Origin of the sequence: Chryseobacterium sp. c4a, from assembly GCF_009900745.1 — a bacterium.
Classification (GTDB): domain Bacteria; phylum Bacteroidota; class Bacteroidia; order Flavobacteriales; family Weeksellaceae; genus Chryseobacterium.
In genome coordinates this window covers 107,188-118,442 of the sequence record NZ_WXVU01000006.1, presented here as the reverse complement: position 1 = coordinate 118,442, position 11,255 = coordinate 107,188, and the positions used below count along the sequence as shown (strand labels likewise).

Here is an 11,255-nt window from a genome sequence, read left to right as displayed (position 1 = left end):
CAACCTTATAAATCAAGCTGTCTTTGAAACTCTTCCAAATATTTAGCAATGTGGATACCATCTGCCAATCCATGATGAGCTTCAATAGAAACAGGAAGGTATTTTTTTCCATCACGGATATTGAACTTGCCAAAGGAAATCTTTGGAATCGATTCTCCTGTATTAAAATCCGTAGGATGAACAAGAGCACTGAAAGAAATCCATGGAATGGTAGTATGTCTTATATGATCTTTTCCCAGTCTATCATTGCTCAGTCTAAGTCCTGTAGACTCGTGTACACCTTTAATTTCTTCCTGTAATGCGGCATTAAAGGTTTCAAAATCTTCTGAAAAATGCGTGAATGAAAAGCCAAAGGTTCCATCCGGTCGGCCAATTGTACTTCCGGCATGAACTGTATCAAATAAAATCACCTGACCATCAATGATTCTGAGCTTTAATTCATCAATTTTATTCACAGCAACCATAGACTTGTGATAATAATAGGCAAAAAAAGAATATCCTTTCTCTTTGGCAGTATCAAATGCTTTTGTACAATCTACCTCTGTTGTAAATCCAAAATATGGGTTTGCCATTTTAGAGAAAAATTCAAAATGCTCCTTTCTATTCCATTGCTCAAGGTCTATAATTTTCATTGATTTTAATTTACTGCAAATTTCTATAAATTTTCCCGGTTTTAAACAGTAAATAGGATATTAATTTTTTCTGAATAACATTTTATATACTATAATTTTAGATGTCAATCCGGTTTAAAATACCTTTCATGTACGTACATAATTTTTTTGTATAAATATTTTATTCGTGTATTGGCAGTAAAAAAACAATTGATACACTTGCTATAAATTTTCTTATGACTTTAAAACATTCTCATTCCAAATAAATTAAGGATATAGAAACCGGAATTAACTTCTATGATTTTGAAAAATAAGGTTTCAGTTCTTATTGAAAACAGTATTTTTGATGAAATATTTGTCGGATGTTTGAGGTGTTACTTTCCCATATTCAGAATAAGGTTGATATCAATGATGAGCAGAAAAGTCTGATTCAGAAATTTTTTACAATAAAAAAGCTGAAGAAGAAACAGTATCTGTTGCAAGAAGGAGATATCTGTAAATGCCTTTCATTTGTCAGCAATGGATTGCTAAAGTCTTATTATCCTGACGAAAAAGGAAATGAACACATCAATATGTTTGCCTTTGAAGGCTGGTGGATTTCCGATTTTAATAGCTTTATACATCAGGAAAAAGCAGTGTTAAATATTGATGCTGTAGAAGATACCGAAGTATTGATGATTACTTTGGACGATTATGAAAAAATGATGCTGGAAATTCCTGTAATGGATCGTTATTTCAGAATTCTCTATCAAAACAGCCTTGTTACCAAAGACTACAGGCTTATTGTTTCCAATGGATATACTGCTGAAGAAAAATACCTGCAGCTGGCACAGAAAAACCCTGAAATGATTAAGCGGGTTCCTCATAATCTTATAGCCTCTTATCTGGGGCTGGCTCCTGAAACCATAAGTAGGATTCGTAAAAAGAATTTACTCAATAATACTTGATCCAGATCAATTCAAACGTATGATCTACATCAAGCGTCTGTGCCTGTAAATCACCATAATTTTGCTAAAGAAATTTTACAATATTTATGGAAAATACGAAAAAAATTGCGCTGGTAGTTGGAGCTACCGGAATTACAGGAAGTAATCTTGCCGAAGAACTTATTGCACAAGGCTGGACAACTTATGGACTATCAAGAAACCCCAATCATAACATTGTTGGCCTACATTCCGTGAAAGCAAATTTATTGGATGAACAGAATCTTATAGAAGCATTGGCAGACCTCTCTCCCACTCATGTTTATTTTACAACCTGGATGCGTAATGATACTGAAGAGGAAAATATTCGGGTTAACAGTATGCTCGTAAAAAATCTGTTAAACGTTTTATCTCCTAAAAAATCGGTTCAGCATGTAGCTCTAGTGACTGGGTTGAAGCATTATTTGGGGCCATTTGAAACCTATGCTAAAGAAGGAAAACTTCCTGAAACACCAGTTCGTGAAGAGCATCCAAGACTCTCACTTCCCAATTTCTATTATGCACAAGAAGATGAAGTTTATAAAGCCTCAGAAAGAGATGGCTTTACATGGAGTATTCACCGTCCTCATACTGTTGTAGGATATGCTGTTGGAAATTTAATGAATATTGCGGCTACTTTAGCCGTTTATGCCAGTATTTGTAAAGAAACAGGAAGAAAATTTATCTGGCCTGGATCAGAAGCACAATGGAATGGCATTTCCGACATCACTGATGCAGGAATACTGGCCAAGCAATTGGTATGGGCATCTACCACAGAATTCGCAAAAAATCAGGCTTTCAACATTACAAATGGAGATGTCTTCCGATGGAAATGGCTTTGGGAAAGGTTGGCCAACTGGTTTGAAATAGAAGCAGAAGGCTTCAACGGAACCATAAGACCACTGGAAAAGGAAATGGAAAACGATCTGGAAACTTGGAGTGCTATTGCAGAAAAATATTCATTGAAAGAAAACAATTTAACTCGTTTATCATCAGCATGGCACACGGATCTGGATCTTGGAAGACCCCTGGAAGTGATGTGCGACATGTCAAAGAGCAGAAATCTTGGATTTACGTCTTATAAAAGCACAGAAACCTCTTTCACAGAAGTATTTGAAAGATTAAGGACTGAAAATATAATTCCATAATAAATAATTACCACGAGTGCACGAATAATTTTATAAAGTTTTAAATTATTCGTGCACTCGTGGCAAAAAATAAGAAACCTGTTTCCAGTAAATCCTGGATTTTAAAAACCTATGTGCCTAATTTGCTACCATAGACACATAGATTTAAAACTGTTTTAATGCTAATGATTATTCTCACTGCATATTCATTGTGTTTTTACCTTATACTTCTGTCGTTGTAACGCCGAATTTCTGTTTAAATGAAAAATAAAAATGAGACAGATTTTCAAATCCCAGATCCAAATAAATATCAGAAGGACGTTTATCCTTATTCTTAATTAGATAGTATGCTTCCTTTAATCTCCTTTCTTTCAGCCATTGCTTCGGGCTCATATTAAAAACCTTATTAAAATCACGCTTAAAGCCTGAAAGACTACGTCCTGTAAGTCTGGCAAAAGCTTCTATGGATACATTAAACATAAAATTTTTATTCATAAACTCTTTCAAATCAATTTTATGAGGCTCTGAAAAGTCAAACAAAAGATTTTTAATATCTGGATGGCTTTGAAGAAGAAGTTCTATAGCCTCCTTTACTTTTAAGGCAGCCAGTCGCGGCGGAATATCTTTTGTCTTGTTAACGTAAGGAATAAGGGAGCTGAAATAAGTTTTTAAAAAATCATCCGGTTCAAAAAAAAGTTTTTGGTCATCAGGAAATGGGCGATCCGTAGTCATTTTATTTTCGGCAGCATATTGTCTGAGAGTTTCATCATCCAGTGTAATGGAAAGAAACTGATATTTTTCTTGTTTTGAAGGATATTTCATCGTTCTGATCAATTGATTTTTTCTGACCACAACCACTGTGTTTTCTTTAATAATTGTTTTCCCCTGTTCATGAAAAGCATGTGTTTCCCCAGATAGCTGAAATCCTAAAAAATGATCAGGAATAAACTCTTCATGTCCTTTATACGATTCAAAAGCACATGAATACACTAATTTATCAAATATGATATCAGAAGTATTTTCCATGACACAAATATCTGAAATTTAAACAATAACAGAAGCTCCTGTTTCTGCAATTTCTTTATCTTGTTCAGGTGTTCCGCCGGAGGAAGCAATAGCCCCCATAATCTTGCCTTCAGCATCTTTAATCACTACACCTCCTGCAATTGTTAGCAGTCCCTCATTTGAATTGAGCATACCATATCCATGCATTTCCGCTCCTGAAATGATAGTCCCCATGACCTCACTATCAACACCAAACATTACAGCTGTCCGTGCTTTTTTGACTGCGAATTCGATCACTCCATATACACTCTCAAGCCTTGCGAAAGAAAGCAGGTGCCCTCCCGAATCTACAATGGCAATACTTACAGGAATATTCAATGACTTTGCTTTTTGTATAGCTGCCTGTAGTGCTTTTTCAGCTATATGATAACTTAATTCCATACGATTAACTTTTTGCAGTCCAGGCTTCTGCCTGTAATTGTTTTACAAAATCTTCCGTTTCCTTTGGGTGTACATTTCTGAAGTTGGAATTGTCATCCAGAATTACATCTACAATACAATCAGCCATTGACTGAGGATCAAGCTGATGAGCTAATGACTCTGATGCCCCATCAAATGCAGACAAAGGGGTAAAATTGTTATCCGGATTATACCAGCGGAAAATAGAATCTACTCCACGATCATTGAACCCTGTCCCAAATATCCCCGGATTGCAGGTCGCTATTTTGATATTGAAGGGAGCCAATTCAGTTCTTAAACCTTCAGCAATAGATCCCATAGCGTGTTTTGAAGCACAATAAGCCGCAACATAAGGAACTGTCCATAGCTCACCCATGGATGTTGTAAATACAATCTTTCCTGGTTTCTTTTGATTGATAAACTTTTTAATAAATCCTTGTGCTAACTCAAGTCCGCCAAATACATTCACATCAAACATTGATCGAATAAGATCAACAGGCTGCTCTGCAATAGGCCCACCTTCCATTATTCCTGCATTGCTCACCAGAATATCAATATCATATTTTTGGTGTATATAGGCCAGATCTCTGGCGTTGGTGACATCCAGTTTATCAACAGTTAAATCTATTCCCTGTTCTTTTGCTTCACGAATCAAATCACTCATTTGAGGATAAACCTGTGTAGTAGCGATTACATGATGTCCTTTTCTAGCAAGATCGAATGCGGCAATCTTTCCAAATCCACTTGCTGCTCCTGTAATTAAAATTGTTTTACTCATTGTATTTTCTTTTTTAATGATGATACAAATTTCAAAGATTTTCAGCAGGTTGATATTGGTGTGCAGTTCATTGTTTTATTGCTCAGAAGTTCAGTTGTTGAAGATAATAATCAAATTAGGATACAGTCTTTCAAAGAGTTTCCGTATTCCGGATATGGCTATCGATGGAAAAGGAATTCAACCGGATTATTTTATAGACCAAACCATTCCTGATCATCAATGGATTGATTACGTAAACGAAGTATTGAATACAAAATAATAGAATAAGCTGTTTCTCAACCGAAGCAGCTTATTTTTATCTCTCTTTTACGAATTAGACCTTCGTAAATATTAAAAAAATCAATAGAAATGGATTTAATTCGTTTGTTTTTGCAATTTCCAACAACAAAATGCAGAGCAGTCTAATTTATCCCTCATCAACTACAAAAAATCAACACTTTATTGTAATTTGGTTAAGTTTTTGAAGCATTTTACACAAACGAATCACACCATTGAAATTAATAACATTTACAAAAAAAGGAATTTACTGTCCTCAGGGCAAATTTTATATAGATCCCTGGAGACCTGTAGATATGGCGGTCATTACTCATGGGCACGCCGATCATGCCCGTTGGGGAATGAAGAAATACCTTTGCCATCATTTTACCAAACCTATTTTATACCAAAGAATTGGCACTGATATAGAATGCCAGAGTGTGGAATATGGTGAGAAAATTAATATCAATGGAGTAAATGTTTCGCTTCATCCTGCAGGTCATATTATTGGTTCTGCCCAGATAAGATTGGAATATAAAGGATTTGTTACGGTTGTCTCCGGAGATTATAAAGTTCAGAATGACGGTCTTAGTACACCTTTTGAATTGGTAAGATGCAATGAGTTTGTTACGGAAAGTACCTTTGGATTGCCCATTTACAATTGGCTCGAAGTGGATGATTTAAACAGAAAACTTCAGAATTGGGTGCTAAAAAATCAGGAAAATAGTAAGACATCTGTGTTTATTGGATATTCTTTAGGCAAAGCTCAGCGTATTATGAAAGCTGTGGAAGGAATTGGTAAAATATATGTTCACTACTCTATCGGAAAGCTTAATGAAGCCTTTGAAGCTGTTGGAATTGCGCTCCCGGAATACACGATTGGAGATTTCAGAGAACATCCGAAAGAAATGGAACATGAAATTGTGATTGTTCCTCCGGCTTTACTCGATAGCAATATCATTAAAAAGATTCCTGATCCGGCTACAGCTATATGTTCAGGCTGGATGCAGGTGCGTGGAGCCAGAAGATGGCGAAGCGCAGATGCAGGATTTGCCATGAGCGATCATGCAGACTGGAAAGGCTTACTGCAAACGGTAAAAGCAACGGAAGCAGAGCTGGTACATGTTACCCATGGGCAGACTGAGATTTTTTCAAAATATCTGAATGAAATTGGTATTAAAGCAGATGTCATAGAAACCTTATTCGGTGAAGATGAAGAAGTGTCGGAACAGGAAACCATTGAAAATCCGGAATCATGAGATATTTTGCAGATCTTATCAACGCATTGGAAACCACCAATAAAACCAATGCTAAAATTGATGCCATTATCGATTATCTGGAACGTACTCCGGATGAAGATAAAGTATGGTTTATTGCTTTATTTACAGGGAAAAGACCCAAAAGAAATGTCAATACCAATCTGATGAAAGATTGGGCTTTAGAAATTACAGGACTTCCTGTATGGCTTTTTCAGGAAAGCTACTCTTCCGTGGGAGATCTTGGAGAAACTCTTTCATTGATTCTCCCGCCACCAGAGGAAAAGATTGAACAAAGTCTTTCTCAATGGATGAGGGATATCGTTCATTTAAAAGATAAAAATGAAACCGAAAAGAAAAATTTTGTTCTTCATACTTGGAATGGCCTAGATTATACAGAACGTTTGATTTTCAATAAATTAATCGGTGGTAGTTTTAGAATTGGAGTATCAGATAAAACTTTGATTAATGCACTTACCAAATTCTCCGGTGAAGAATCCAGTACATTAACACATAGCCTTATGGGAAAATGGTTACCGGATGAAGTCTCTTTTAAAGAATTAATTTCAGCAGAACATATCAATCCGGATAACTCCAAACCGTATCCGTTTTGTCTGGCTTATCCTTTAGAAAAAGATCTTGAAAATTTGGGAAAACCCAATGAATGGCTGATTGAATACAAATGGGATGGCATCCGTGGACAGATTATCCGAAGAAATGATGAAGTATTTATTTGGTCGAGAGGTGAAGAACTTGTTACAGAACAATTTCCTGAAATTACAGAAGCTGTAAAAGCGATGAAAGGAAACTTTGTTTTAGATGGAGAAATACTTGCAGTGAAAGAGGGTAAGGTTTTAAATTTTAACGAATTACAGAAAAGATTAAACAGAAAAACTTTAACCAGAAAAATGCTCTTGGAAATTCCAATTGAAGTATTTGCTTATGACTTATTGGAACTTGAAGAAAATGATCTAAGGGATAAACCTATTTCGTCAAGAAGAGCCATGCTGCAGGAATTATTACTGAATGAAGCCCCGGAAAATATAAGGCTTTCCCAAAGTATAGATTTTGAAAAATGGGAAGAGTTGAATGAAATTCGAGAAAACTCCAGAAATATAAATAGCGAAGGGCTGATGTTAAAACAAAAAAGCTCACCTTACCATGCCGGAAGAAAAAAAGGCGACTGGTGGAAATGGAAAATCAATCCATTTACCATTGATGCTGTTCTTATTTATGCTCAAAAAGGAAGCGGCAGACGAAGTGCTTACTATACCGACTATACCTTTGCTGTAAAAAATGAAGACAAATTGGTCACCATTGCCAAAGCCTATTCAGGGTTAACGGATAAAGAAATTATGGAGGTCAGTAAATTCGTAACGAAAAACGCTATTGAAAAGTTTGGCCCTGTGCGAACAGTAAAAGCAGAACTGGTCTTTGAAATTGCTTTTGAAGGTATTGGCTTCAGTAACCGTCATAAAAGTGGTGTAGCTCTTCGCTTTCCAAGAATTGTAAGATGGCGGAAAGATAAAACAGTAGATGAAATTGACAACCTGGAAGAAATTAAAAAATTAATACAATAATATGACTGCCTTTGAAGATACCCACGGATTTACCCTTATTCAGCAATGGATGAAGGATAAAGGTATATCTCCTTTTAAATTTCAGATCGATACCTGGCGGAAATTTGGAAGCGGATATAGTGGTATGGTAGTCGCTCCTACTGGATTTGGGAAAACTTTTTCTGTTTTTTTAGCATTGATTTCAGACTTTTTAAACCATCCTGAAAGCTATAAAAAAGGATTAAAAATGATCTGGATAACTCCTCTTAGATCCTTGTCAAAAGATATTGCTAAAGCGATGCAGGAAGCCATGGATGAAATCGGATTAGATTGGGTGGTAGGAGTAAGAAATGGCGATACAGATCCTAAAGTAAGACAGCAGCAGGTAAAAAAGATGCCTGAAATTCTTGTGGTAACTCCAGAGAGTCTTCACCTTCTTCTGGCTCAGAAAAATCATGAATCCTTTTTCCGGGATTTGAAATGTGTGGTTGTGGATGAATGGCATGAATTATTAGGTTCAAAACGTGGGGTCATGGTAGAACTGGGCATCTCGCAACTTAGAAAATATGTTCCAATACTAAAAATTTGGGGAATTACCGCAACCATAGGAAATCTGGAAGAAGCCATGGACGTTTTGATTCCTTATACTATTAAAAAAACAAAAATCACAGCCAAAGAACATAAAAAGATTGATATCATCCCTGTTTTTCCTGATGAAGTTGAAATACTGCCCTGGGCAGGTCATCTTGGACATAAGCTTGCCGATAAAGTGGTTCCTATTATTCTCAATTCAAAATCCACGATTGTTTTTACCAATACACGCAGTCAAAGTGAAATGTGGTATCAGCTGCTGCTGGATGCTTATCCTGATTTTGCAGGGCAAATTGCTATTCATCACAGTTCCATTGATGCCCATTTAAGAATCTGGATTGAAGAAAATCTAAGTTCCGGTAAATTGAAAGCAGTTGTTTCCACATCATCGCTAGATCTTGGAATAGATTTCAAACCAGTTGATACAGTTATTCAGATTGGTTCTGCAAAAGGAGTTGCAAGATTTCTTCAAAGAGCTGGCCGTAGCGGACACTCCCCTTTTGAGGTTTCAAAAATTTATTGCGTTCCGACTCATTCTCTGGAATTAATAGAAGTTGCGGCCTTAAAAGAAGCTGTAAAACAAAAAGTTGTAGAACCCAGAGAACCGCAAGTCTTATGTTTTGATGTCTTGGTTCAGTTTTTAATGACTTTAGCTGTGGGTAATGGATTTTATCCTGAAGAAACTTACGAAAGAATTAAGAAAACGTATGCTTTCCGGGAAATGATGAAAGAAGAATGGAAAAGTATTCTTGAATTTCTTACGATTGGCGGTAGTGTCTTAAAAAACTACGAAGAATTTCATAAAATTGTCATTATGAAAGATGGCTTGTACAAAGTAACTTCCCGGAAAATAGCGATGCTGCATCGGATGAATATGGGAGTGATCGTTAGTGATGCCATGCTGAAAGTCAAGTTTATTTCCGGCGGTTATGTAGGAATGATTGAAGAATACTTTATTTCCAAACTAAAAAAAGAAGAAAAATTTATTCTGGCAGGCCGAACGCTTGAAGTTGCTATGATTAAAGATATGACGGTCTATGTACGGTCAGCAAAGGGAAAAGCTTTGGTTCCAAGTTATCTTGGTGGCAGACTTCCTTTAAGTTCTAATTTGGGACATTTTCTAAGAGAAAAGCTTTCACATGCTTTAAATCCTAAAGCTTCAGAAAAAGAACTGAAATTCCTTCATCCACTTCTGGTGAATCAGGAAGAAAACTCACATATTCCGAAAGAAAATGAATTTCTGGTGGAAATGATTAAAAATCGTGAAGGATATCATCTATTTATGTATCCTTTTGAAGGCCGTTTGGTACACGAAGTAATGGCTGCATTGGTTGCCTATCGTATTTCAAAGCTAGCACCCATCTCCTTTTCAATGGCAATGAACGATTACGGATTCGAATTATTCAGTGATAAAGAAATACCTTTGAACGATAATAATCTTCATCAAATATTGACAAGAGATAATCTGATGAATGATGTGATTGCCAGCATCAATTCTGCTGAAATGGCCAGAAGGAAGTTCAGAGATATTGCCGTAATTTCCGGAATGGTTATTCAAAATTATGCAGGCCAGCAACGTTCCAATAAATCATTACAGAGCTCGGCAGGACTTATTTTTAAAGTATTGGAAGATTATGATTCCAACCATTTTTTAATCAGACAGTCCTATACTGAAGTCTTTAATATGCAGCTTCAGGAACAACGCCTGATAGAAGCTTTTAAAAGGATCGAAAAGTCCAGCATTATTCTTAAATCCGCCAACTCCTTTACTCCACTCAGTTTTCCTATCAAAGTGGATAGTCTGAGACAATCTCTTTCCAGTGAAGGATTGGATGCGAGAATCAAAAGAATGCTGAAACTTTGAATATAATGAAAGCTATAAATGATTTTCATTCAAATCATAAAAAATATCACTTTTTATAGCGAAAGATTTTTAACAAGTTCGTAACTTAGATTATCTTCTTTGAAGATTAAATAACACTCAAATAATGGCAAAACTATTTTTAGTCCGTCACGGACAGTCACTCTGGAACTTGGAAAATAGGTTTACAGGATGGCAAGATATCGATATTACAGAGGCAGGAATTGAAGAAGCAAAAAATGCAGGAATAGCCTTAAAAAAAGAAAAAATAGACATTGCCTTTACTTCAGTCCTAATCAGAGCTAAACATACCCTCTCTATTATTCTTGATGAAATAGGAAAACCCAATATCCCTATCATTATGGATAAAGCTTTGAATGAACGTTCTTATGGGAATCTTGAAGGACTTAATAAAGCAGAAACGGCATTGAAATATGGTGAAGAACAGGTTCATACCTGGCGTAGATCTTATGATGTGGTTCCTCCTGGTGGTGAAAGCCTTAAAGATACTTATAATAGGGTGATTCCTTATTTTGAAAAAGAGATAGCTCCTCTGCTGAAGAAAGGTGAAAATGTATTGATTGTTGCCCATGGAAATAGCCTCCGTGCGCTCATCATGTACCTGGAACACTTATCTCCAGAAGAAATTCTGGAAAGAGAAATTGCTACCGGAGTACCTATTACTTATATTTTTGATGAACATTTTCACGTAAGCAGAAGAGAAGAATAATGATCGTGAAATGTTTTAAAAATCTAGTATACAGTATCTTTAACCCAAAATCCTGAATTTT

At 36.0% G+C, this 11,255-nt stretch carries 11 protein-coding genes; 7 read left to right on the top strand and 4 right to left on the bottom strand.

Translation table 11 applies throughout. The features are described from left to right. Window positions 1-5 precede the first annotated feature (5 nt). Complete coding sequence (locus GTR01_RS10445; RefSeq protein WP_160137781.1) at window positions 6-632, bottom strand: chloramphenicol acetyltransferase; 627 nt, start codon at window positions 630-632, stop codon at window positions 6-8. A 341-nt stretch (window positions 633-973) separates the two neighbouring features. On the opposite strand from GTR01_RS10445, the gene GTR01_RS10440 reads away from it, so the two are divergent. Continuing rightward, window positions 974-1,558, top strand: a complete 585-nt coding sequence (locus GTR01_RS10440; RefSeq protein ID WP_160137780.1) for a Crp/Fnr family transcriptional regulator — start codon at window positions 974-976, stop codon at window positions 1,556-1,558. Between the two features lie 86 nt (window positions 1,559-1,644). After that, window positions 1,645-2,721, top strand: a complete 1,077-nt coding sequence (locus tag GTR01_RS10435) for an SDR family oxidoreductase (RefSeq protein WP_160137779.1) — start codon at window positions 1,645-1,647, stop codon at window positions 2,719-2,721. A 201-nt stretch (window positions 2,722-2,922) separates the two neighbouring features. Here GTR01_RS10435 and GTR01_RS10430 read toward each other — a convergent pair whose 3' ends face one another. Genes GTR01_RS10430 through GTR01_RS10420 form a run of 3 tightly spaced genes read right to left on the bottom strand, consistent with a single transcriptional unit; the run spans window position 2,923 to window position 4,942 of the window. Beyond that, window positions 2,923-3,726 carry a helix-turn-helix domain-containing protein gene (locus GTR01_RS10430; protein WP_160137778.1) on the bottom strand — a complete coding sequence of 268 codons (804 nt, stop codon included), beginning with the start codon at window positions 3,724-3,726 and terminating at the stop codon, window positions 2,923-2,925. An 18-nt stretch (window positions 3,727-3,744) separates the two neighbouring features. Continuing rightward, window positions 3,745-4,146, bottom strand: coding sequence for a GlcG/HbpS family heme-binding protein (locus GTR01_RS10425; RefSeq protein WP_160137777.1), 402 nt, complete (start codon window positions 4,144-4,146; stop codon window positions 3,745-3,747). A 4-nt stretch (window positions 4,147-4,150) separates the two neighbouring features. Then, on the bottom strand, window positions 4,151-4,942 hold the full coding sequence (locus tag GTR01_RS10420; protein WP_160137776.1) for an SDR family oxidoreductase: 792 nt from the start codon (window positions 4,940-4,942) through the stop codon (window positions 4,151-4,153). A 97-nt stretch (window positions 4,943-5,039) separates the two neighbouring features. Between GTR01_RS10420 and GTR01_RS10415 the strand changes: the two genes are divergently transcribed. The 5 genes from GTR01_RS10415 to GTR01_RS10395 all read left to right on the top strand — a co-directional run bounded on the left by GTR01_RS10415 (window position 5,040) and on the right by GTR01_RS10395 (window position 11,194). Beyond that, window positions 5,040-5,201, top strand: coding sequence for a hypothetical protein (locus tag GTR01_RS10415; protein ID WP_160137775.1), 162 nt, complete (start codon window positions 5,040-5,042; stop codon window positions 5,199-5,201). Window positions 5,202-5,433: 232 nt separating this feature from the next. Continuing rightward, window positions 5,434-6,456 (top strand): ligase-associated DNA damage response exonuclease, encoded by a 1,023-nt coding sequence (locus tag GTR01_RS10410; protein WP_160137774.1) that lies wholly within the window; start codon window positions 5,434-5,436, stop codon window positions 6,454-6,456. Next, the gene (locus GTR01_RS10405; protein WP_160137773.1) at window positions 6,453-8,033 is read left to right on the top strand and encodes an ATP-dependent DNA ligase; all 1,581 of its coding nucleotides are present in this window, start codon (window positions 6,453-6,455) and stop codon (window positions 8,031-8,033) included. The genes GTR01_RS10410 and GTR01_RS10405 overlap by 4 nt, the downstream gene beginning before the upstream one ends. A 1-nt stretch (window position 8,034) precedes the next feature. Next, complete coding sequence (locus GTR01_RS10400; protein WP_160137772.1) at window positions 8,035-10,467, top strand: ligase-associated DNA damage response DEXH box helicase; 2,433 nt, start codon at window positions 8,035-8,037, stop codon at window positions 10,465-10,467. 124 nt (window positions 10,468-10,591) lie between these two features. Further along, window positions 10,592-11,194 (top strand): 2,3-bisphosphoglycerate-dependent phosphoglycerate mutase, encoded by a 603-nt coding sequence (locus tag GTR01_RS10395; protein ID WP_160137771.1) that lies wholly within the window; start codon window positions 10,592-10,594, stop codon window positions 11,192-11,194. Window positions 11,195-11,255: the final 61 nt, after the last annotated feature.

Bases quoted from the DNA above. Each gene is read 5' to 3' on its own strand.
- GTR01_RS10445 (WP_160137781.1), bottom strand. From the start codon at position 632: ATGAAAATTATAGACCTTGAGCAATGGAATAGAAAGGAGCATTTTGAA.
- GTR01_RS10440 (WP_160137780.1), top strand. From the start codon at position 974: ATGTTTGAGGTGTTACTTTCCCATATTCAGAATAAGGTTGATATCAAT.
- GTR01_RS10435 (WP_160137779.1), top strand. From the start codon at position 1,645: ATGGAAAATACGAAAAAAATTGCGCTGGTAGTTGGAGCTACCGGAATT.
- GTR01_RS10430 (WP_160137778.1), bottom strand. From the start codon at position 3,726: ATGGAAAATACTTCTGATATCATATTTGATAAATTAGTGTATTCATGT.
- GTR01_RS10425 (WP_160137777.1), bottom strand. From the start codon at position 4,146: ATGGAATTAAGTTATCATATAGCTGAAAAAGCACTACAGGCAGCTATA.
- GTR01_RS10420 (WP_160137776.1), bottom strand. From the start codon at position 4,942: ATGAGTAAAACAATTTTAATTACAGGAGCAGCAAGTGGATTTGGAAAG.
- GTR01_RS10405 (WP_160137773.1), top strand. From the start codon at position 6,453: ATGAGATATTTTGCAGATCTTATCAACGCATTGGAAACCACCAATAAA.
- GTR01_RS10400 (WP_160137772.1), top strand. From the start codon at position 8,035: ATGACTGCCTTTGAAGATACCCACGGATTTACCCTTATTCAGCAATGG.
- GTR01_RS10395 (WP_160137771.1), top strand. From the start codon at position 10,592: ATGGCAAAACTATTTTTAGTCCGTCACGGACAGTCACTCTGGAACTTG.